Below are 21,532 nucleotides of genomic sequence, written 5' to 3'. Positions count from 1 at the left end.
ATCAGCCTAGTCACACGAGTTGGTTGATATGTAAGAAGGGATAAATATGAAAACGTTAAATAAAATAAGAAATGCGATCCCGCTCATTGCCGTTAGCAGTTTATTGGCTGCATGTGGCGGCGGGAGCGATGACCCAAAAGTTGAAGAAGTGCCAGTAACCCCTGCTGTGACGACGGCAGAAGTATCAGGTTCAGTGATAAAAGGCGCGTTGAGCCAAGCCCGCATTTCGGTGACGGCGCTCAATGGCTCTAGCATGATGATGGATGAGAACTCGGCAACCAGTCAATCGGGGGAGTTGTTTATTGAACTGACGGGTAAAGCCGGGTTTGGCATTAATTCCACCATTAAAGTGACCGCCACAACGAGTGAAGGCTCGCAGATGCGCTGCGACGCCAGTCGCTGTGGCTCAGTAGGAATTGGGGAGCAGGTAAGTGGCGATTACATTGCTGGTGTGACTTTGGCTACCTTGAGTCATGTCGCCGTGCCGTTTGGTTCAAATGCCGATGGCAGTGCTGATGCTACCATACAAATCAACGCCTTGACGACACTAGCAACCATGCTGGTAGAGCAGCAAATTGCTGAGGGGCGTAATGTCTCTACTCCCGAATTAATGGCATTGGCAAAAGTGGAGATGTCTGCGTTATTGCTTCGGGCCCTTGGCTGGCAAACCGGGAACATCAATGTTTTTGAGTTACCTGTGGTTAGCGCTGATCAATTAACGAATTTTGAATTAGGAGAAACTTGCGCAACCTCTGACTCTGGTGAGCAAAGTTGCGAGATGACATATGTTTCCGAAAGTGTGCAAAAGCTTTCTCTATTCAATGCCGCGTTTGCACAGTTTGACGAGCAAGGTTCTTTGCAAGGCGTCTTAAGCGACTCAGCTAGCAATCTTAGCGCCGCACTTGGCGGTGATGAAGTTGCACTTGAAGCGCTTCGATTGCCAATTTACAACGCGCTTCAAGCTCACCCATTAACTGCGCAGCTAGATCTTAGTGCCGATAGTATTATGGACTTAGCGTTACCATTATTTGATGAACCGGTATCCACGGGACCGATGCAGCAAGTCGTGACATCAGGTGCCACTATCACAGCAAGAAATGCTATTGGTGATGCTGAGAGTGCAGACAAAGCATTTGATGGCGATACACAAACTAAATGGCTTGACCACAATGACTGGCAGGGGCCACCTACTGAGGAAGCGCCGTCTTGGATCCAGGTGGATTTTCCCACTCAACAAGCAATTAGCGGTGTTTACATTACCAGTGCTAATGATGCCCCAGAGCGAGACCCTGAAAACTTCTCTTTATTAGCTTCTAACGATGAGGGCGCGAGTTGGGTTAATTTGGGTAATGTGGTCGGGGCGTCGTTTGAAGCGCGCTTTGAACGTCAAGGCTTTGTATTTGGCAATGCGCAAAAGTATACAAGCTACCGAATTGCAGTGACAAAGAACAAAAATAACGATGGCTTACTGCAAATTGGAGAAATTCAATTTGTTGGGCCGGTTTATCCGAGCGTTGACCATACGGATACTGAGACGTTTGCGGTCACGGCAAGCAATAGTATCGGTGAGGGGGAAAACCAGGATAAGGCATTTGATAACGATCCAACTACTAAGTGGCTAGATCATAATGATTGGCAAGGCCCGCCTACCGTCGAAGCGCCTTCATGGATCCAAGTAGACTTTAATGAGGCGGTGGCGGTTAATCAGCTTGCGATAACGAGCGCCAATGATGCACCAGAGCGAGATCCTGAGAACTTTGCTTTGTTTGGCTCTAACGATAACGGGGTTACATGGCAGCAGTTGAGTAATTGGGTTGGTGAATCTTTTGAAGCGCGAGGGGAGCGCCAAAGCTTTGCGGTAGCGAATCAATTGCCATACCAAAGCTATCGTCTTGAGATAACCAAGAACAAAAATAATGATGGCCTGATGCAGCTTGCTGAGATTGAATTAATCGGGCCAGAAATCTCTGGATTAGATCATGCACAAGTACAAGGTGCGAGTTACTCGGCGCGTTTTAGCATTAGTGATTCAGAGGGCGCAGCGCAAGCATTTGATAAAAATGTTGAGACTAAATGGCTCGATCACAACGACTGGCAGGGGCCACCCACTGTTGAAAATCCGGCTTGGGTTCAAGTTAGCTTGCCGCAAGCGCAAGCGGTAAATACTTTGTACATTACTAGCGCCAATGATGCACCGGAGCGTGACCCTGAAAACTTCCAACTTTTAGCATCTCACGATGGGGAAGTGTGGCAAGTATTAAATACTTGGGTAGGGGAATCGTTTGAATCGCGTTTTGAACGTCGTGCCTTCGCGTTTGCTAATGGCTTGGCTTACTCACATTATCGCTTGTCTATCAGTAAAAATGCGAACAATGATGGATTAGTGCAAATAGCCGAAATTGAACTCGCTGGACCTCAGTATGCACTTGAAGATTTGTCTGACTTGGCTGGAACAAGCTTCACCGCGCGTAATCGTATTGGAGATGCAGAAAGTGAACAAAAAGCGTTTGATAATGATACCGAGACAAAATGGCTAGATCACAATGAGTGGCAAGGCCCGCCAACAGAGGAATCACCATCTTGGATCCAAGCCGATTTTACTGCGCCACAGATTGTGAGTGGTTTGGCTATCACCAGTGCTAATGATGCACCAGAACGCGATCCCGAAAACTTCCAGTTACTGGGTTCTAATGATGGCGGTGAGACGTGGACAGAAGTTGCGGTTTGGGTGGGAGAAAGCTGGGATGAGCGCTTACAACGAAGAGCGTTTACTTTCTCCAATGCTTTTGCCTATAGCAGTTATCGTCTAAATATTAGCAAAAATGCGAATAACGATGGCTTAGTACAGATCTCAGAAATCGAGCTCCTAGGCCTTAGCGGCAAATAGCCTGAATAACCTAAGGTTAAATAAATCTCAACCAAAAAAGCCAGAATGCGATTTGCGCTCTGGCTTTTTATTTTTCTCAATGAGAGTGACTTAGTATGATTTATTATGCCAATTTACTTAATTAAGTGGTCTATTTTGAGGCAAGAAAATCTTGTCGATAGCCCCGCTACCGCGTCCTGCTATCGCCAAGGTACCTACCTCCGTGTAGGCAAGGCAAAAATTTTGCTATTTAGTTGCTCTAAATGAGAAATTTTTAACGCAGCTAGCGTCAGATTTAATCCCTCAAATTGAGCAAGTATTGAGTCAAATTGGGATTATAATACCTCTACTGCTTGCAAAGACTCGCTTTGGTAGCAGCCCAACAAGCGTACAAACTGGGTATGGTCTTTTAATTCTTCAAGTGCTACTTGGACTTGTGAGTCTGCAATATTGGCAAGCAAATCTACATAAAAGACTTCTTCCCAAGGGTTACCAGGTACTGGGCGTGACTCTAACTTAACCATATTGATATTGTGCTGTTTAAATACCATCAGCGCGTCAGCAAGTGAGCCTACTTGCTGTTTGGTGGCCATAATTAAACTGGTTTTCGTTGGAATTTGAGTAGACACTTGAAGTGCTTTTCTTGCTACCACAATAAAGCGGCTATGGTTTTCGGTCTGATTCGCAAGGCCAGACTTCACCACTTCTAGACCCATATTTTTACCAGCTTGTGCAGAGCCAATCGCGGCACTATTTGGGTGCTCTGCAGCTTGCTTTAATGCACTAGAGGTTGAGTCGCAAGTTTCATGCTGAATATCCCCAAGACCTTGAATAAAACGGCTGCACTGGGCAAAAGGTTGAGGGTGCGCATAAATTTTGTCGATCGCTTGTAATTCTGTGTCTGGCAAAGCCAGGAGGCAATGCTCTACGGTATGCGTTACTTCGCCCACAATAGATACTTGCGCATGTTGCAATAAATCGAATACTTCGTTGATACTGCCTGAACTGGTATTTTCAATAGGTAAGATACCAAAGTCAGCTTGGCCTTTCTCTACCTGCTCGGTGATTTGCTCAAAGCTTTGGCAACCCATTTCCACAAGCTTACCGGGACGACGACTGAAGTATTTATGACAAGCAAGCTGGCTATAAGAGCCTTGTCCACCCAAGTAGGCAACGCGGTGTGTATCACCTACGGCATCGGGGTTTAAGTTCTTTTGCAGCATGGCTTGCTGGTTTAATACAGAGTCTTCTAAGATAGTTTGGAAAACGCTGTTTATATAAAAGGCATCAAGACCCAGAGATTTACCATATCGGATCAGTTTCTCCAGCAATGCCTGCTCACGTGCTTCATCACGGATAGGTTTGTTGTTGGTAATCTTATATTCCAGCACGCCATGACTAATGCGACGTCGCTTTGCCAGTAAAATCAGTAATTCTGAATCTATCTCATTGATGTCATGCCTAAGGGCATCTAATGTATTTTGTGTCATAGGTCCTCACTCCCATTTAGCCAAAAAAAAAGCCTCCCGAAGTTGGGAGGCTTAGCTATTCTTTTTCACTCGCGAACAGTCAAGCCTCTTCACCTAAAGAAGCTAAAAAAGAAATATGTGTTGCTGTTGCGTGTGATGAAATTCATTTATTCAAACCTTACTTTGAAACTGAATACATTATTAGCATAGAACTAAACGAGAAAACAAGTACTACTTTGGACGTATGCGCAAAAACCTATGTTATTTGGTAGATAAGTGTCCAATCTCAGTGAGTTAAGTACGTTAATCAAACGTAACTTATTGGCGAGTCGAAAAATATTCTGGTATATTCAGGCAACACCACCACTGTAAATAAAAGAATAGGTTAACTTGTGGGCAATCGTCGTCCCCCATCAAGATATGGTGCAAGCTCTTTAAGTGTAAAGCTGTCGATGTTGATTTCGGCCGTGTGTTTGATCGCGGGGGTTTTTGCTGCGGCATTGATGCTAAAATCTGAAGAAAAGCAGTTAATCTATGAAGAGTATGATGAGCTCAAGCGTTTTAGTGCGCAGGTGAACAATCAGTTCTCAAATTACCTCGATCTTAAAGCCAACTTGGCCGAACAAGCCAACTCAGTGGTTTCCAAACACTTACTTTACGGTGTTCAAGATTTATCTGGCGCACAAGCGAGCGTTGACGTGCGTGGCGAAAACTTAGCGAGTACAGCTAAAAATGGCCTCTCTGCAGCTATGTATACTGGCAATTTAAAATTGCAGTCAGTGCAAAAGCTATTTTCTGAATCTGAATTGCTCTGGAACATTCTTGCGCCTCCACTGTTACAAGATTTCTTTAATTTTTACTTATCTACAAAAGATGGCTTTGTTCGTGTTGCACCTCCTAATGCCTTATTAGCGAAAGACCCGAGGCTGGTAAATAATCAGCTTCATAACTTGCCTGTTTTACACGCTGAACAAAACCCAACGAGGGAAGCGGTTTGGTCGGGCGTGTATTTTGATAGGGTTTGGAACAAGTGGGTGGTGAGTATTTTGGTGCCTTTATACTTACATGATAAATACCTTGGGTTAACGGGTAGCGATATAGAGTTGACCACCTTACTCGAAAAATTACCTAAATCTGACCATCAGCAAGGCTTCATCGTTTTTGATAAACAGGGTCGATTATTGGCAGCTCCCAGTCTGTTTAAAACCACCGCTACGACCGGGCAGCTATTGGACCACAACAAACTACCTGAAGACTTGAGTAAAATAGTACAAACTGCACTTATTACTAAGCTACCAAATATCCAAGATGAATTTAGGTATAAAGACAACTGGCATATTATGCACGTGACCCATATTGCCAATTTAGATTGGTACATTGGGATCTACAAGAAGCGGGCGTCGGCTATCTCGGCCATTGAAGAGCTTAAAGTTAAGTTCTTTGGTTTGTTTATTCTGTATGCCATTTTTGTTGCGATATTACTGCATCAGGTTCTATATCAATTAGTACTCAAACGCATCAATGCGCTTGTTAAAGCAGTGAAGGGATTTGGCCGAGGGCAGTGGGATACGCCAACCTTGCCGCATACCGATGACGAAATAGGTCAATTGAACGCCTCATTTAATGACATGAGTGTTGAGATAAAACAGCTTGTAAATGGCCTAAATCAACGTATTACAGAAAAGGAAATCGCTGAAAAGGCGGCAAACCGTTTGTCAAAAGCTGTGGCTTTCTCTGGTACAGGCGTTGTATTGACCAATGAGCATTTTCAAATTGAGTACGTCAATCCAAAAATGCAGGAAATGACGGGCTATGATGAACAGCATTTTATTGGCTCTCCGCTTTTGAGTATTATTTCAAAAGACATGGCAATTCTCATTGATGATATCGATATTGACTTACGCAGTCGCAATCATTGGCGCGGGGATACCATGTTGGCGGGTAACAGAGAGGCGCCTATTTGGGTCAGTTTGAGCGTGTCGCCGATCCGTGAAGAAGGCGGCGCAATTTCAAGTTATGTCGCCTCAGCCCAAGATATTTCGTTTGTAAAAGAAAGCCAGCGTAAAATGGAAGAATTGGCTTACTTTGATACCTTAACTGGCCTTGCCAACCGAACGTTTTTCAGGATGCAGTTACGTAAATCCATGGCGCTTGCCGAACGTGGTCATTACGCCTTTGCTCTATTTTACTTTGACTTAGATGAGTTTAAACGCATCAATGATACCTTGGGACATGACGCGGGTGACCGCTTATTGCTTGAAGTCGCGACGAGATTGAAAAAGCGGCTCCGTGCAGAAGATACCATTGCCAGATTGGGTGGGGATGAGTTTGCGGTGTTACTGAGTGGCATCAATGAGCGAGAAAATGCCATGGAAGTTGCCAATATCATTCAAAAGACACTGGCAGAACCAATAAAACTGGGGAATAACGAAGTGATCGTCAGTGCAAGTATTGGTATCACCATGGCTCCGTTTGACAGTAAAGAAGAAGAGCAGCTGCTTAAACATGCAGATTTGGCAATGTATCAGGCCAAAGCAAAAGGGCGGAACACTTACCATTTCTATAGCCAAGATTTAGACGAAGCTGCTAACGAGCGCCTATATATAGAAAACGAGCTGCGTATAGCAATTAAAGCGCAACAATTTACCTTGCATTATCAGCCACAAGTGAACAGTGAAAGTAGAGAAGTTGTAGGCTATGAAGCGCTTATTCGCTGGTTCCACCCGAGCGAGGGAACTATTCCGCCAAGTAAGTTTATTCCAATTGCTGAAGCGACAGGCCTAATCGTAGAGCTTGGTGCATGGGTGTTAGAAGAAGCGTGCCATTTTTCTCGTCGTTTAAAAGCCGCGGGGAAGATTGCCAACATATCCATCAACCTTTCTGCGAGGCAGTTTAAAGATGCACAATTGATCAGCACGCTGTCAGATATTATAGACAGAACTGAGATGGAGCCGACTCTACTGCACCTTGAGCTTACCGAGAGTATGCTGATGGGAGACGTGGAAGCGGCAATCATACAACTTAAAGATATCAAAGCGCTTGGTGTTTCACTGTCTATTGACGACTTTGGTACAGGCTATTCGTCTTTGAGTTACATTAAGCGTTTCCCAGTTGATATACTCAAAATAGACCGCTCCTTTGTAAAGGATATCCCTGAAGATCCGAACGATATGGAAATCACTGCAGCTATCATTGCGATGGCGCAAAAATTAAATTTGCAGGTTATTGCTGAAGGGGTGGAAACTGAGGCTCAGATGACGTTCTTGGCGAAAAATAACTGCTATATTGTACAAGGTTATTACTACAGCCCGCCGTTAAGTGAAGCCGAGATTTTGCGGTTTGCCCCAGCGGTATAGCGACTCAGCCCCAAAGCTTGGGGCTGAAAATAATAAGCGCTTAACCACCAGCGATTTTCACTTTGAAGCCTTGGCCTTCTAATAATTGCTTAAGCTTTTCTCTGTCATCGCCTTGAATTTCAATAACGCCTTCTTTAACTGCACCACCTTGACCCATTTTAGATTTAAGCGTTTTTGCCAATTTCTTGAGATCGTGCTGTTCACTATCGATGCCAACAACAAGCATAACACCTTTACCTTTGCGCCCTTTAGTTTGTCTTTCAATACGAACGGCGCCGTCCTTAAAAACTTTCCCTTGAACTTCTTGCTTTGGCTCTTTGGTGTCAATACGGCCTACATCTGTGGAGTACACAAGTCTTGATTCTGACATTGATTTTGGTCCTCTTACGGGTTCTTTGCAGAGATCATAGCAAAAAGCAGATTAGATGTTTTTTATTTTTTGCTAAATGATTTTTAAGCGTTATATTTAAATTGGTGAGGGGAAACAAATCAAAATAATTTAGGAGCTTAATGATGAGCTTGAGTAAAAACGCTTCTGCTGACGGTAAGACACTAACCATTCAAATTAGAGGCAAGTTCGACTTTAATTTGGTGCAATCGTTTCGTCAGGCGTATGCGGAGGTGAATGATCAAACCGAAAAGGTTGTTGTTGACCTGCGTGAAACCGACTATATGGACAGCTCCGCTTTGGGTATGCTGTTAAATATGAAAAAAACACTAGGAAGCTCAGTTTCTAGCATTCAAATTAGTAATTGTCGTCCGCAACTTAAGAAAATCCTCCAGATCTCTCGTTTTGATAAGAAGTTTGATATTGACTGAACGCCGATAGATTAGCCCCTCATGAATATCTTGGTAGTCGACGATCAGGTATTAAACTGTAAGCTGCTCAAGGCGATGCTTGAGCAACAATTTTATACCGTTTTTTGTGCGCACAATGGTCGTGATGCATTAAAAATTCTCGAAAGTCAGGACATCGACATCGTGCTGCTAGACGTTGTCATGCCCGTAATGGATGGCTTTGAGACTGCCCCCAAAATAAAGCAATATGCGGGCGACGTATACCTCCCCATCATCTTTATCACTGCACTTGAAGATCAAAGCAGCTTTGAAAAGTGTCTCGCTGTAGGAGGCGATGACTTTATTCATAAGCCGTTTGATAAAGTCATTTTATCAGCCAAAATCAAAGCGCATGCGAGGACTCGTAGGCTCAGCCAACAAAGCAACGAACAACGCCGACAACTAGAATATCACTATAACCAAATAGAGCGAGAGCACGAGATTGTTGAGCACATCTTTAGTAATGCGCTTGCACAACAATCTGAATATCCTGAGATTTGTGAATATCACTTGTCACCCGCGTCAATGTTTAATGGCGATATGTTTTTAATGGCCAAGAGCCCGATGGGTGGCTTTTATTGTTTACTTGGTGATTTTACTGGCCATGGTTTAGCAGCTGCGGTCGGCGCGCTTCCTGCGTCGCGCATTTTCTATACTATGGTGCAAAAGGGGATGGCGGTTAGTGATATAGCCGTTGAGCTCAATACCGCCCTTAATGAGTTATTACCCGGTCATATGTTTTGTGCAGCAGCAATCATTGAATTGAGCAGCTCAGGGAAAAGTGTTTCTGCTTGGCTTGGTGGTTTGCCAGATTTATATCTGGTTGACCAAAATGGTAGCCTTATTAAAACCATTGAGAGCCAACATATGGCACTCGGCATTTTAGAAGTCGATGAGTTTGAACGTAATCTGCTGCATTTTGAAGTTAGCCCCGACCAACGCCTCGTAATGGCGACAGACGGTATCATCGAGTCTGAGTCTGAGCGGGGGGAAATGTATGGCGAACGACGGTTAAAGCGCTTGCTGGCGAGTCGGCAGCATATTTCCACGGATCAAATTATCTCTGAAGTTCGCGAGTTTTCTGGCAATACAGAGCAACAAGATGACTTAAGTATCGCGATTGTTAATTGCGTTGCTAGCGATTCAATTGTTTCTGTGCCTAACCATTATTCAAGTTTGCCGTTTAATATTTCGTTATCTTTAGATGCCAAGCAGATGAAAACGACAGATCCGGTACTTGAGCTGGTGGATTTGCTTAGTGAGGTTGACGGTATTTCGGCGCATCGCTCTAACATCTTCTTATTACTCTCAGAGGCCTACAATAATTCTTTAGATCACGGTGTGCTGGGGTTAGATTCTGAGATTAAAAACAAAGAAGATGGGTTTTTTGAGTTCTATAGTCTGCGAGAGAGTGTTTTGAAGGAGCTAAAAGAAGCGCTAATTATTATTTCTGTGCGCTATAGCCCTGAAGAGCTAAAGCTATACTTCAACATTTGTGATTCAGGTAATGGTTTTGAATCAAGCGAGCGCAATAAAGCGCAGCAAGAGCATAGCCACGGTCGAGGTGTTAGCTTACTTAACGAGATTGCCCAAAGCGTTAGCTACAACAGTGCTGGAAATGAAGTAGAAATGATTTATTCACTCACCTCCAAATCGGTCTAAATTCCACTCAAGCGCATTTCACCTCTGCTTTAGTTTAATATCTATTCCTATTACTCTATGTACCTGTTTTTTAGTGTTGGCAAGGTATAAAGAGCGTGGTAAAGTTGTATTAACTTTAGATGTTTAGATGGCTAAAATGTCAGATTATATTTCATTGAGTGGATTATCTATCTCCCGCGAATTGCTTTTGCTGCAATTAGAAAAACTAGATGCTTATATTGAGCAAAACTCAAGCCTTTCTGTGTGGTCATATCAGATCCCTGAGCTTGGGGAAGGAGGCGCTTGTAGCTTGTTTGGGCACCTTCAGGAAGCGCCTTTTTTGTTGAGTGACTACGTTGAAAAGAACACGGTGAATGAGCAATCGCTTGCTAAGCTACAAACGATAGTGTCAGCGGTAGTTGAATTTACAGCTGTTGATTGGTTTGGCATATACCAAGCAAGAGCGACAAATGAAGGGAAACAACTTCTCAAATTAGCGTACTCTGGCGCGCCGAGTAGACCGCTATTCCCAATAACGGAGGCTTTTGCCGCTACGTCAAATAATATTCAAACGGTATTAAGTGCTAAAGCTCGAGTGATTAATGACATCCCTCAATATGTCGCCAGTGGTGGAGAGTACTACACTTGCGATCCAAAGGTGAAAGCAGAAACCTGTATGCCATTATTCGATGATGCTCAAAATTGTATTGGAATTATTGATGCAGAAGCGTTTTCTGAGTCATTTTTCAACGAAGAAATTTTAGCATTGCTTGCAGCAGCATGTACGAGAATCCCTGAATATTTACCCAAATAATTATCGGAATGTCCGGCTGTAAACTTGACGCCTTTGTGGTGCTGCCAAGTTTACAAAAATGAATAAAATTCTAGATAAATATGGTAACTGAGATGCAAGTCTCTATGTTACCATCAAGTCTACTGGAATCGGGCGTCAGCCGCTCGAGTTTGCATTAATTAAAATAAAAGAGATAAGCCATGTTCTCAGAGCTAAAACCACTTCCAACAGATCCTATTTTAGGCCTGATGGCCGCTTATAAACAGGACACTAACCCAAACAAAATTGACCTTGGTGTAGGTGTTTATAAGGACGAGCAGGGAAACACGCCGGTACTTAAAGCGGTTAAAAAAGCGGAAGCGTTTCGTTTAGAAAACGAAACGACAAAATCTTATATTGGTTTGGCTGGTAATTTAGACTTCTGTCAAAAGATGGAAACACTGTTACTTGGAGAGCATAGTACATTATTGGCAAATCGCGTACGTACGGCGCAAGCACCTGGTGGTACTGGCGCATTACGTGTTGCTGCCGAATTTATTAAACGTTGCAACACCAATGCAACTGTTTGGGTTACGACTCCAACTTGGGCAAACCACATCAGCCTATTTGAAGCAGCTGGTCTAACAGTTAAAGAGTATCCTTACTACGACTACGAAAACAAAGGGTTGTTGTTTGATGAGATGATCAATGCGCTGAAGCAAGTACCTAAAGGTGATGTAGTACTACTTCATGCATGTTGTCATAACCCAAGTGGTATGGACTTAAATCAAGCGCAATGGAAAGTGGTTGCTGAACTTGCAAAAGAGCAAGGCTTTACGCCATTAATTGATATTGCATACCAAGGCTTTGGTACTAGCCTTGAAGAAGATGCACAAGGCCTTAGAACGGTTGCGGATACAGTTGATGAAATGATCATCTGTTCATCTTGCTCTAAAAACTTTGGTTTATACCGCGAGCGTATCGGTGCGTGTTCAATCATTGCAAAAGACAGTGCAACTGCTGATGTTTCAAACTCAGTATTACTTAGTGTGGTTCGTAGTATCTATTCAATGCCGCCAGCACACGGTGCTGATATTGTAAATACCATTCTAAGCAGTACTGAACTTACGCAAATGTGGTACGACGAACTTGACGAAATGCGCGGTCGTATCAATGGTCTACGTACGTTGATCAAAGAAAGCCTAGCTGCAAAAGGTGTTGAGCAAGACTTCTCGTTCATTGACCGTCAGCACGGTATGTTCTCTTTCTTGGGTATTAACAAAGAGCAAATTGACAGACTACGCACTGAATATGCTATCTATATGGTAGGCTCTAGCCGCGTTAACGTAGCTGGCGTAAGCAAAGACAATATTGACTACTTTGCTGACGCAGTGGCAAGCGTGATTAAATAATACCACGCTACACAGCACAAAATAAAAAACCGCAGAACATGCGGTTTTTTATTTTCAGCCTAAACCACCCACTGAAGTAAGTGGTTATTATCATTTAGGCTTGCTTAATTTTGGTCACTTTATCTGGATCTGACGCTTTTTCGTTTTCAGATTTGTTTTTGGTATTGGCCTTTGGTGCTACTTTGCCACCTTTTAACACAGACACAAAGTCATCTTTTTGTTTTGCAATTTCAAGCGCTAGGGATTCAACTTGTTGTTCACTTAGCGGCACGTCAACTTTCGTTAGCATGTCTTCCAATGCTTCAGCTACATCTAGCATCTTATCATAAGCATCAGCTTCTTTTTTAGACGTGAAAGTCATACGCTCGACTCCATTTCTTTCAACAACATATTTGATGATAACGGCCATGGTTATTCCCCTAGTCACTGTTTTTTTATACAGTAAATCGAATCGAGTGATTAAGCAAGTTATTTTGAAAATTTTTCAAGTGCTGTTGAGTGAAGTAGAATTAATTAAATTCATTAAAAACAAAAGCTTAATGTTTATTTTGATTTTTGAAAGAATGAATGTTTTTTGACAAAGTCAATATTCCAATCTTTATTTAAAAAGCTTCTGCAATCACTCACCGAGGTAAATGCAGTAAGCTTTGGATACTTTTTACGCACAAGGAGTGTATATATGTTCAATAAACCCACCATACTTTCTATTTTATTGGCGCTAGGTTTAAGCTGTTCAAGTGTGCTCGCAAAACCTACGGATCAAGCAAAATCTGTCTATCAAACACAGCAGCAAAGTGCTGTACTCGATATTAATTCCGCTGACGCTTCGGCGCTTTCAAGTTTACCAGGGATTGGTATTCGTAAAGCTGAAGCCATCGTAGAGTACCGTAAGAAAATGGGGCGCTTTAAAACAACAACGGAGTTGCTGGAAGTAAAAGGAATTGGGAAAGGAATATTGGCAAAACTGGAGGGGAAAATTAGAGTCTAGTCGTAGTTATTGTGTGCGAGCTTAGTTGCTCGCACACAGGTAGATTGAAGATCAGGGCTTATTCGAGGCGTTAAACTCAGCGATTGCCTGAGCTAACTTGGGTTTGCCAAATTGTATTTCCAGTGGTGTGGTCAGTAGCGGATAAATTAATCCTGCCACGAGTAAGACAGGTAATAACAGCCAGCCTTCAAATACGACCAATGAGGCAAAAAACGGTGTGAGCAGTAGCAACTTGGCTATTCTTAACACGACCTTTGTTTTTGCATCAAGGTGGCTAAGTGCAAGACGTAAGATCATCTGCTTGTCACGTAATTTAAACGCTCTCAGTTGCTCAATTTGGCTTAACCTAAAATGCATGAATGTGATATCTCAACTTCTTTTGGTAACGTGGAAAAATAAGAAAAGAATAAATGCAACACTATAAAATGCAAAGATAATTTCCATCCATCCAGGCATAGATAATCCTGCAAAAGACCAATCTATGTTGCCGCAGTCACCCGTTGCAGCAAAAAAGCTTGGCAGCCATTCATGCAGCGGCATAAACGCAGGAAAGTTTGGTACAAAGTCACAGGTAAAAGCAAATGGATCCGTTGTGGTTTGCATATTGATATGTTCACGGGCGATAAAATAACCCCAAATACTGCCTACACCCCACGAAACAAATGCCAGACTACGCAGTGCGAAAGAGCGAGGAGAAATCATACCGATTAAACCAGCTGCTAATAACCCCAACATAGCAAAACGCTGATAGATGCACATAATACAGGGCTCTAAACCCATACCGTATTGGAAATACAGTGCAACGGCTTCAAAAATAGCAGCGGATAGTGCTAGCAATCCCCAAGATTGCCTAGAGAGATGAAAAGATGAAATCTTCATTATAGAGAAACCCTTTTTGTTTTATTATGCTTTATCTGGCCGCGTTAGAGCAACCTTACTTCGGCTGTGTGCGCTATCTTTGCGACGATTTTTCGACTCTTGTTACCAGCAGAAGTTCGAAAATATCAGAATAGATCACTTGATTAAGTCAATTGAGGTGAGACCGACATTATCAGCATTTCTATTCTGGCGTATTTACTCACTCACTTTTCTCGAGGGCATCGATATGAAAAGTAGCACGTTCAATGGCGGAGCCATGTAAGATAACATATTCGATATCGTTATAAGCCGCGACTGACTGCAAAGGGTTACTATTTAAAAGTAATAGATTTGCCACTTTCCCAGCTGCGATACTGCCGTACTGGTTGTCTATCGCAAATGCTTTCGCATTATTAATGGTAGCAGCAGATAGCAAGCTAACGAGGCCTACTCCGGCTTGATCCATCATCGTTAATTCTTGATAAGTCGATAAGCCAGGTTGCGAGACATAAGTTGGTGCGGGTGGCGTATCTGAGCCAAGCAGCAAGGTTGCGCCATTTTTATATAGATAATTTAGTGCTCGTTGCCCTTGTGAGAAAACTTGCTCAAGTTTAGCCACCTTTTGTTGATTACTTATTTCACCCCAGCCTTGACCCATTTCTCGAGAAAACCAGCGACCAGGTTCACTTTGATACCAAGCAATTTGAGACGGAGGTAATACGGTACGATATTCAGATGAGAAGGTGAAAGTGTTGTCAGTCACTTTCGCCAGAGCATTCATCACATTTAATGTGGCTTGATAGGCGATGTCTTTTTCGATGATGGTATCCAGCACAGCTTTTACATTGGTTGGTAGTTCGCTTTCGCTAGGGGCTGTATTTGGCGCTAACCAGTTCCAAAGTCCATGCGCCATAACGTTGATATTGGCATCTACAGCAAGTTGTTGCATATCAACGGCATTCGCATGTGCCATTACGGGTAACTTCATTGAGTTTGCGGACTCGACTAGCTGTTTGGCAGTTTCTTGGTTGATAAGCGGTATTGCACTGTTTTCTCCAAAGCCATCTTCAAAGTACAGTTTGGCACAAGTTGCACCGTCAGATTTCATTCGCGTCAAGGGCTGAGCTCCTTGGTGAGCGTGTGCTTGAGATGGCGTCAGCTCATAAGCAGGATCGCTGTGTTGTGCAGCAAAGTAGGGTTTATGTTGATGTAGCTTTGAGTAACTAAGGCCTTGAGCATTATACCCTTGGTAAACCGGCATTGCGCCACAAAAGTAGGCGTCGGGTGCGGGGCCATTTGCTGTAAATTCGGTCATGCCGATTGCAGTGTTTGACGGGTCAATAACTTGCGTGACGCCATAGTAAAGATAATTAGCGCCTTGCCGTTGTAAAAATGCTGCCTGCATTTGGCGAGCTCTAGGAGAAGTGTTAAGCAACCCCGGCATAGTTTTTAGGTGGACATGGCTATCGGTTAACCCTGGTATGAGGTATTGACCATGAGCATCAATGACCTGTGCTGCATCCGGTTTTTGACTTGAGTCAGAGACTTGTATAATTTTGCCATCTTGGATGGCGAGCCAATGATTGGAAATGATATTGACTTGGTGCTTATCAATAGGATTTAAAATGGTAGCATTGTCGATACGAAGGTCCACTGCTGCAAATAATGCATGAGAAGACAGGGCGCAACAGGCCGCAAATATTAATGTTTGTTTTTTCATAATGAAAACCAGTTAGTGTCGTATTAGATGCCTTCGAGCATAACTGGCGAGATACTTTGTGTTTTAATTTTCATATAAATTAACTCTGAAATTTTTCTTAATTTAATTAAAACTATAATAATCAATAATATAAGGTGTTCTTGGGTTGAAAAATTTGCTTTTGGGAAATTGGCTTGTTGTGCCTAGATTGAACCAGATTGTGGAGTATCCGGCTGGCCGTGAATATACCGTCACCCCAAAAGTGATGAAATTACTGTTGGTGCTGGTCGAAGCGAAAGCTGAGCCTCTGAGTATTGATAACCTCGTCGAGTTAGTTTGGCACCCGAAGGTGGTGTCTGACAATTCGGTCTATCAAGCTGTTGCGCAGTTAAGAAAGATTTTAAACACAGATCCGCAATACGAAGAATATATAGAAAGAATATCAGCTCAAGGCTACCGCATTCATCCAAACATTGCGCTTAGAGAGCATAAAGTGGCTGTGATGCCTGTGAGCATAAAGCGAATTTGGCTGCTTGGTGTCACTATTACGTTGCTCGCTCTCATCGCTTTTTTTGCTTTTTATATTCAAACTGATCAAAAGCACAAGACACAAAACAACCCGTATTTTGATGAGATCACTCTTGCCACACACCTATCCCGAAGTACAGCGGTGGAGGAGTTAGCGCGAGCGAAAACGATTTATCAACAAGTGTTATCTAAACAAAGTGATAATGTCGAGGCACTCAGTGGCTTATGCAATGTCTTTATGGGGCTTAGCGTATATGGCGCGGTGTCAGAGTATGAATCGCTTGCTTTGTGTCGACCATTGTTAGAAAAAGCACGGATCTTAGATGATACAAATATTGAAGTGATAACCTCTCTTGCGCGCTTTGCGGTGATGGAGAATGAAATTGAGCAAGCACGGGATTATTTTAAGCGCGGATTTGAGCTCTCAACCAAGCATGCTCGCCTATGGCATTGGTATGGTCGATTTCTTCGGGACCAACACAAAATACCCGATGCAATTGCTGCGCATAAACAAGCGTATCAGTTAGCACCAAACGATGCGGTTATTATCCGAGGGTTAGCCTATGCCTATTTGAATTTTAGAGAGTTAGTACTCGCTCGAAAATATTTTGATCGTAGCGTTGCCGTAGCCCCTCACACCAAAAACAATCCGCTCTATGCGCTAGACTTTTATCCGCTTAACCAGAATAGGGCAAGACAATATTTGCTGTGGTACCACAACAATCACATCAGTCATAGTAAATTGTACCCCGCGCAGCAGTTGAGCCACATATTGGTGTTATTGAGTTTAGGGCGAGCAGAAGAAGCTGAGGAAAAATATCAGCAAGCCGCAAATTTAGGTTCAATTTCTACAGCATTTAGACTCTATGTTGAAGCCGGGATCGCATGGCGACAAGGCGATTTCGAAAAGGCCGAAGAACTCTTAAAACAGCGATACGAGCTCGACTCAAAGGGTAATCATTATGTGATGCCTTATATTCTTGCTTTACTTGCACTGCAGAGAATACAACCTGCGCTAACACTTTTTGAACAGCATTTTGCTGATATCGCGGCGCTTAAATTGCCAGAGGCAGGCAATGTAGGGCAATACCTTACTTATGCACTGATGCTGAAACGTACAGGTGAACAAAGCAAGCTCAAGCGAGTAACACAGTTGTTGGCACAATACCTTAATCAAGGAAATCAGCTAGATGCAGCGTTATCTCCTTACTGGTTTGCACTTAACAATGACGTAGCAGAAACGAAACAAGCGCTAACGCAGCTGCTCAACACAGGTTGGTTACCCGACTACAATGATAGTTTTTTTGCTACGGATCTATATCTCGCTTTGACATCAGACCACGAATTTAAACAAGCATGGCTGAATAAGCTTGAAAGCGGACAAAACGAGCTCTAATACGTTTGGTTACTCAGGTATAAAGTTCGCTATGTGATTTAAAAATAGGGAGCGAATTTTTTTGGTGATTCCTTGAATAGGGGTTCTGTGTTTCGGCAGACTTTGATATTGGCTTTTAAAAAAAGGGTTTGATTTTGTTGCCTGTGAGTTTTGGTTTCCTTAAGCTGCTTTGTTGTTTGCAAGCAACGCTCAAAAGTAAATTGCAAAAGATGTCCAATAACATTATTACATGCCGCTTTGTCTGTTTATTTCGCAGTCGTTTCGTGTGCACTTTAAGGAGAAGCATTTGAGTTATACAAAATGAAAGCAGAGGCAGGATGGTCTGATGGGGAGCAATTTGTTTACATTAACAGCTCAGTGTTTAGCGAAGATGAGCCTGTTATGGCCAAGTCTATATCGCCTTAAGTGAGTTCGAAGCCTCACACCGCGTAACAATCTCATCTGCATTAAACATGGCTATTTTCAGCTAGGGTGATTTGTAGCTTGTTAGTTGAGCTTCATCTGGTACAATCAGTGGATTAACAAGCACAACCTGCCAATCAAGGCATTGATGTAATAATAAAGTGGTGTGAGATGAGAATTTTCAAAGCCAAGAGCCCAGCTGGATTTGCTGAAGAATATATTGTTGAGTCAATTTGGAACGGCGAATTCCCTCCGGGATCCATTCTACCTGCTGAGCGTGAGCTTTCTGAACTCATTGGTGTAACAAGAACAACACTGCGCGAAGTATTACAAAGGCTAGCTCGTGATGGCTGGTTGACTATCCAACATGGTAAGCCAACCCGAGTAAATAACTTTTGGGAAACGTCAGGGCTTAATATATTAGAAACCTTAGCGCGTCTTGATGAAGATAAGATGCCTGAGTTGACCGATCAGCTGCTGTCAGCGCGTACCAATATTAGTGCTATCTATACGCGTGCGGCGATAAAATTCAATCCGCAGCGTGTTATCGATATTTTGTCTAAGCATGAAGAGCTAGAAGACACCGCAGAAGCGTTTGCCGATTATGACTACCAAGTTCACCATGAGCTGGCAGGGGCTGGGCAAAACAAAATTTATGTGCTGATTTTAAATGGCTTCAGAGGTTTATACTCAAAAATTGGTTGCCATTACTTTTCTGATTCAAGAACACGAGGACTGGCGAGACAGTTCTATGCAGATTTAACCAAACTGGCAGAAAATCAAGAACACGATGGTGCTATTTCATTAATGCGTAAGTATGGTCATCAATCGGGTGAAATTTGGCAGCAGATCCGCGGTGATATGCCCGAAAATATCATGGACTAATGTCCATTGAGTGATAGACATCTTAAAAAGGCTTCTTCGTGAAGCCTTTTTTGATCTCCGAATGGCATATTGAGCGGAGGTATTTGCGTCTCATCGAATTTATAGATTGGTGCTATCGGTAAATTCGATTGTTAATTATGGCACTTGCCAAATACACTAGGCGCAGTTTTTGGCGATGAGAATGACAAAGAGACTTTGGTTATGAATCTAGCTAGGGTTGTTTTTTCATAAGCACGCCACAATATTATGAACAAGATATTTTGGTCTCGACACGAGATACCAAATAAGATTGGAAATAAACCTAACTATTGGAGATAAAAATGGGTGTATTAGTAGGCCGCAAGGCACCAGACTTTACAGCAGCAGCAGTACTAGGTAACGGTGAGATCGTAGATAGCTACAACCTGCACGAGCGTATTAAAGGTAAAAAAGCGGTTGTTTTCTTTTACCCACTAGATTTCACGTTTGTTTGTCCTTCAGAGCTAATCGCGTTCGACAAGCGTTACGAAGAGTTCCAAAAGCGTGGTGTTGAAGTGATCGGTGTTTCTATCGATTCTCAATTCTCACACAACGCATGGCGTAACACTCCAGTAAACGAAGGCGGTATCGGTCAAGTTAAATACGATCTAATCGCTGATGTTAAGCACGAAATCTGTCAAGCATATGACGTTGAGCACCCAGAAGCTGGTGTTGCTTTCCGTGGTTCTTTCCTAATTGATGCTGAAGGTAATGTACGTCACCAAGTAGTTAACGACCTACCACTAGGCCGTAACATCGATGAAATGCTTCGCATGGTTGATGCACTAGCATTCCACGAAGAGCACGGTGAAGTATGTCCAGCTGGTTGGACTGAAGGTAAAGCAGGTATGGATGCAAGCCCTGAAGGTGTTGCTAAGTTCCTATCTGAAAACGAAGGCGCACTATAATTTAGTGTCGACTTTGTGATATCTCGCTGATATCAAAAAGAAACCCGCCAATTGGCGGGTTTTTTAATGGCTACTGATACCTCAATAGCTTTCTCAGGGTAATACCAAATGTATTTAGCAAATAAGCTATTTGAAGCGGAGAAATAGCTTTAGTAGCTAGGCAAAAATTTTGCTATTTAGTTGTTCTAAATGAGAAATTTTTAACGACGCTAATATGCTATTTCATCCTTCAAATTGATTAGAAAATTAATTCAATTGGTATGATACTTTGACTACTCGGCTACCTTGCCTACTTTAGCAAGTGCCATGCTAGTTAAAGTTGATAAACTGACCCAGTGATTTTATCAGTTGAATGCTTAGGTAAGCGGCAAATAAACTGATCACGGGAGTTGCGAGCAGACTCAGAAATTCGAGTTCATTAATCATTAGTCTCTTCCTTTTTTTCTTGCTCGTTGTTATTGGTTGTTTGAAACGCTTTCTCTAAAGACTGTTTGGTCTCAATTTTTATTTCTTCTAGATTCGCTTTGATTGACTCAGTGATAGCTTGCGTTACTTTGGTTTTTACTTCTTGAAGTAATGAAGCATCAATTTCTGCAGCTGTTGTTGTCATGCTTGCTGTAAACAATAAAGTTGTCATGGTGATTTTCGCTAAAGTAGTCATAATAAGTTTCCTTGTAATTTGTTAGTCGCAATAACTATTACAAAGGTTGTGCCAAAATGAATTTAAATTTTATCTTATTGATTTTTATGTGCTTTAATTTTTATTTTGCACAGGGGAATTAGTGAAATGGTGAATTTGACCAGTGAAAAATGGGTGAAATGGCTAAGATTTAGTTAAATTTATTAAGGCTGGATTAAGCGAAGTAAGAAAGGATGAAAAACAATGTTTGGGCCGAATTAACGGCCAAAGTTAGGGTCATCAGGTAGGTCAACCAAGATTAATACCGCCCCTTTACCACCATATTCTAAAGGTGCTTGGTGCATCGCCAGTATATCTGGATGCTGGACAAGATACTGTGGTACTTTATGTTTAAGCACACGCTCACCAATTCCATGCACCACGCACGCACAAGCAATATGCTGCTTCTTACAAGCATGAATTAATGCTGCCAGTTCTTGTTTTACCGTTTCTTTATTTAGCCCGTGTAAATCTAAGATGAGTTCGGGCGCGTAGTCACCACGCCTTAGCTGCTTTGCTAAATAGCGATCAGCCCCGGGCTTTACGAAATTGATGGTTCCCGAGGTATCAATATCAGGAATATACTCGTCAGAAAAGTAAAACTCAGATTGCTGCTGCTTGATTTGTTGCTTCAGCTCAACGCTCTGAATTTTTTTCTTTTGTTTGAGCTGCACCTGATCTTGTTTGAGGGGTTTTACACCATTCAAAGACTCACGAAACATCGCGAAATCGTCATTTAGGTCAGCATTAGTTTTAGATTCTCTGTTCATGATGGCATTTTAAATAAAAAAAGCATAAAAACCTAGCTTAAAAACCGC

General features: G+C 42.6%; 18 protein-coding genes. 10 read left to right on the top strand and 8 right to left on the bottom strand.

What is annotated here, in order from left to right:
• Window positions 1–46: 46 nt before the first annotated feature.
• Window positions 47–2,887: a discoidin domain-containing protein gene (locus tag PNC201_RS11810; RefSeq protein WP_102057159.1), complete on the top strand. Its 2,841-nt coding sequence runs from the start codon at window positions 47–49 to the stop codon at window positions 2,885–2,887.
• A 314-nt stretch (window positions 2,888–3,201) separates the two neighbouring features.
• Here the strand turns inward: PNC201_RS11810 and pheA are convergent, their stop codons facing one another.
• Window positions 3,202–4,356 (bottom strand): prephenate dehydratase, encoded by a 1,155-nt coding sequence (gene pheA, locus PNC201_RS11805; protein WP_102057158.1) that lies wholly within the window; start codon window positions 4,354–4,356, stop codon window positions 3,202–3,204.
• 371 nt (window positions 4,357–4,727) lie between these two features.
• On the opposite strand from pheA, the gene PNC201_RS11800 reads away from it, so the two are divergent.
• Window positions 4,728–7,691: a bifunctional diguanylate cyclase/phosphodiesterase gene (locus tag PNC201_RS11800; RefSeq protein WP_102057157.1), complete on the top strand. Its 2,964-nt coding sequence runs from the start codon at window positions 4,728–4,730 to the stop codon at window positions 7,689–7,691.
• 40 nt (window positions 7,692–7,731) lie between these two features.
• On the opposite strand, the gene PNC201_RS11795 is transcribed toward PNC201_RS11800, so the two are convergent.
• The gene (locus PNC201_RS11795) at window positions 7,732–8,061 is read right to left on the bottom strand and encodes a translation initiation factor (protein ID WP_017216143.1); all 330 of its coding nucleotides are present in this window, start codon (window positions 8,059–8,061) and stop codon (window positions 7,732–7,734) included.
• Window positions 8,062–8,204: 143 nt separating this feature from the next.
• On the opposite strand from PNC201_RS11795, the gene PNC201_RS11790 reads away from it, so the two are divergent.
• The 4 genes from PNC201_RS11790 to PNC201_RS11775 all read left to right on the top strand — a co-directional run bounded on the left by PNC201_RS11790 (window position 8,205) and on the right by PNC201_RS11775 (window position 12,353).
• Entirely contained in the window at window positions 8,205–8,510 is a 306-nt protein-coding gene (locus PNC201_RS11790) for an STAS domain-containing protein (RefSeq protein WP_010371095.1), read from the top strand.
• A 21-nt stretch (window positions 8,511–8,531) separates the two neighbouring features.
• Window positions 8,532–10,190 (top strand): fused response regulator/phosphatase, encoded by a 1,659-nt coding sequence (locus PNC201_RS11785; protein ID WP_102057156.1) that lies wholly within the window; start codon window positions 8,532–8,534, stop codon window positions 10,188–10,190.
• Window positions 10,191–10,317: 127 nt separating this feature from the next.
• Window positions 10,318–10,983 (top strand): GAF domain-containing protein, encoded by a 666-nt coding sequence (locus tag PNC201_RS11780; RefSeq protein WP_102057155.1) that lies wholly within the window; start codon window positions 10,318–10,320, stop codon window positions 10,981–10,983.
• Between the two features lie 179 nt (window positions 10,984–11,162).
• A complete protein-coding gene (locus PNC201_RS11775; protein ID WP_010606712.1) occupies window positions 11,163–12,353 on the top strand; it encodes an amino acid aminotransferase in 1,191 nt (396 codons plus the stop codon).
• Window positions 12,354–12,447: 94 nt separating this feature from the next.
• On the opposite strand, the gene PNC201_RS11770 is transcribed toward PNC201_RS11775, so the two are convergent.
• Window positions 12,448–12,762: a YebG family protein gene (locus PNC201_RS11770; RefSeq protein ID WP_010606713.1), complete on the bottom strand. Its 315-nt coding sequence runs from the start codon at window positions 12,760–12,762 to the stop codon at window positions 12,448–12,450.
• Between the two features lie 270 nt (window positions 12,763–13,032).
• Between PNC201_RS11770 and PNC201_RS11765 the strand changes: the two genes are divergently transcribed.
• On the top strand, window positions 13,033–13,341 hold the full coding sequence (locus PNC201_RS11765) for a ComEA family DNA-binding protein (RefSeq protein WP_102057154.1): 309 nt from the start codon (window positions 13,033–13,035) through the stop codon (window positions 13,339–13,341).
• A gap of 51 nt (window positions 13,342–13,392) precedes the next feature.
• On the opposite strand, the gene PNC201_RS11760 is transcribed toward PNC201_RS11765, so the two are convergent.
• The 3 genes from PNC201_RS11760 to PNC201_RS11750 form a co-directional block, all read right to left on the bottom strand.
• Entirely contained in the window at window positions 13,393–13,698 is a 306-nt protein-coding gene (locus PNC201_RS11760; RefSeq protein ID WP_017216140.1) for a hypothetical protein, read from the bottom strand.
• A 12-nt stretch (window positions 13,699–13,710) separates the two neighbouring features.
• Window positions 13,711–14,220, bottom strand: a complete 510-nt coding sequence (dsbB, locus tag PNC201_RS11755; RefSeq protein ID WP_102057153.1) for a disulfide bond formation protein DsbB — start codon at window positions 14,218–14,220, stop codon at window positions 13,711–13,713.
• Between the two features lie 199 nt (window positions 14,221–14,419).
• Window positions 14,420–15,919, bottom strand: coding sequence for an amidohydrolase family protein (locus PNC201_RS11750; protein WP_102057152.1), 1,500 nt, complete (start codon window positions 15,917–15,919; stop codon window positions 14,420–14,422).
• A 145-nt stretch (window positions 15,920–16,064) separates the two neighbouring features.
• On the opposite strand from PNC201_RS11750, the gene PNC201_RS11745 reads away from it, so the two are divergent.
• The 3 genes from PNC201_RS11745 (at window position 16,065) to PNC201_RS11735 (ending at window position 20,035) form a co-directional block, all read left to right on the top strand.
• Window positions 16,065–17,822, top strand: coding sequence for a winged helix-turn-helix domain-containing protein (locus PNC201_RS11745; protein WP_102057151.1), 1,758 nt, complete (start codon window positions 16,065–16,067; stop codon window positions 17,820–17,822).
• Between the two features lie 573 nt (window positions 17,823–18,395).
• The gene (fadR, locus tag PNC201_RS11740; RefSeq protein WP_010371123.1) at window positions 18,396–19,109 is read left to right on the top strand and encodes a fatty acid metabolism transcriptional regulator FadR; all 714 of its coding nucleotides are present in this window, start codon (window positions 18,396–18,398) and stop codon (window positions 19,107–19,109) included.
• 320 nt (window positions 19,110–19,429) lie between these two features.
• Entirely contained in the window at window positions 19,430–20,035 is a 606-nt protein-coding gene (locus PNC201_RS11735; protein WP_010371125.1) for a peroxiredoxin, read from the top strand.
• A gap of 418 nt (window positions 20,036–20,453) precedes the next feature.
• Here PNC201_RS11735 and PNC201_RS11730 read toward each other — a convergent pair whose 3' ends face one another.
• Together PNC201_RS11730 and smrB are read right to left on the bottom strand one after the other, a co-directional pair.
• Window positions 20,454–20,696, bottom strand: a complete 243-nt coding sequence (locus tag PNC201_RS11730) for a hypothetical protein (RefSeq protein ID WP_045990797.1) — start codon at window positions 20,694–20,696, stop codon at window positions 20,454–20,456.
• A gap of 236 nt (window positions 20,697–20,932) precedes the next feature.
• Window positions 20,933–21,484, bottom strand: a complete 552-nt coding sequence (smrB, locus tag PNC201_RS11725) for an endonuclease SmrB (RefSeq protein ID WP_102057150.1) — start codon at window positions 21,482–21,484, stop codon at window positions 20,933–20,935.
• Between the last annotated feature and the right edge of the window lie 48 nt (window positions 21,485–21,532).

It is taken from the genome of Pseudoalteromonas sp. NC201 (genome assembly GCF_002850255.1).
In the GTDB taxonomy this organism is placed as follows: Bacteria; Pseudomonadota; Gammaproteobacteria; order Enterobacterales; family Alteromonadaceae; genus Pseudoalteromonas.
This window is presented reverse-complemented; position numbering and strand designations above follow the sequence as displayed.

Bases quoted from the DNA above. Each gene is read 5' to 3' on its own strand.
- PNC201_RS11810 (WP_102057159.1), top strand. From the start codon at position 47: ATGAAAACGTTAAATAAAATAAGAAATGCGATCCCGCTCATTGCCGTT.
- pheA (WP_102057158.1), bottom strand. From the start codon at position 4,356: ATGACACAAAATACATTAGATGCCCTTAGGCATGACATCAATGAGATA.
- PNC201_RS11795 (WP_017216143.1), bottom strand. From the start codon at position 8,061: ATGTCAGAATCAAGACTTGTGTACTCCACAGATGTAGGCCGTATTGAC.
- PNC201_RS11790 (WP_010371095.1), top strand. From the start codon at position 8,205: ATGAGCTTGAGTAAAAACGCTTCTGCTGACGGTAAGACACTAACCATT.
- PNC201_RS11785 (WP_102057156.1), top strand. From the start codon at position 8,532: ATGAATATCTTGGTAGTCGACGATCAGGTATTAAACTGTAAGCTGCTC.
- PNC201_RS11780 (WP_102057155.1), top strand. From the start codon at position 10,318: ATGGCTAAAATGTCAGATTATATTTCATTGAGTGGATTATCTATCTCC.
- PNC201_RS11775 (WP_010606712.1), top strand. From the start codon at position 11,163: ATGTTCTCAGAGCTAAAACCACTTCCAACAGATCCTATTTTAGGCCTG.
- PNC201_RS11770 (WP_010606713.1), bottom strand. From the start codon at position 12,762: ATGGCCGTTATCATCAAATATGTTGTTGAAAGAAATGGAGTCGAGCGT.
- PNC201_RS11765 (WP_102057154.1), top strand. From the start codon at position 13,033: ATGTTCAATAAACCCACCATACTTTCTATTTTATTGGCGCTAGGTTTA.
- PNC201_RS11760 (WP_017216140.1), bottom strand. From the start codon at position 13,698: ATGCATTTTAGGTTAAGCCAAATTGAGCAACTGAGAGCGTTTAAATTA.
- dsbB (WP_102057153.1), bottom strand. From the start codon at position 14,220: ATGAAGATTTCATCTTTTCATCTCTCTAGGCAATCTTGGGGATTGCTA.
- PNC201_RS11750 (WP_102057152.1), bottom strand. From the start codon at position 15,919: ATGAAAAAACAAACATTAATATTTGCGGCCTGTTGCGCCCTGTCTTCT.
- fadR (WP_010371123.1), top strand. From the start codon at position 18,396: ATGAGAATTTTCAAAGCCAAGAGCCCAGCTGGATTTGCTGAAGAATAT.
- PNC201_RS11735 (WP_010371125.1), top strand. From the start codon at position 19,430: ATGGGTGTATTAGTAGGCCGCAAGGCACCAGACTTTACAGCAGCAGCA.
- PNC201_RS11730 (WP_045990797.1), bottom strand. From the start codon at position 20,696: ATGACTACTTTAGCGAAAATCACCATGACAACTTTATTGTTTACAGCA.
- smrB (WP_102057150.1), bottom strand. From the start codon at position 21,484: ATGAACAGAGAATCTAAAACTAATGCTGACCTAAATGACGATTTCGCG.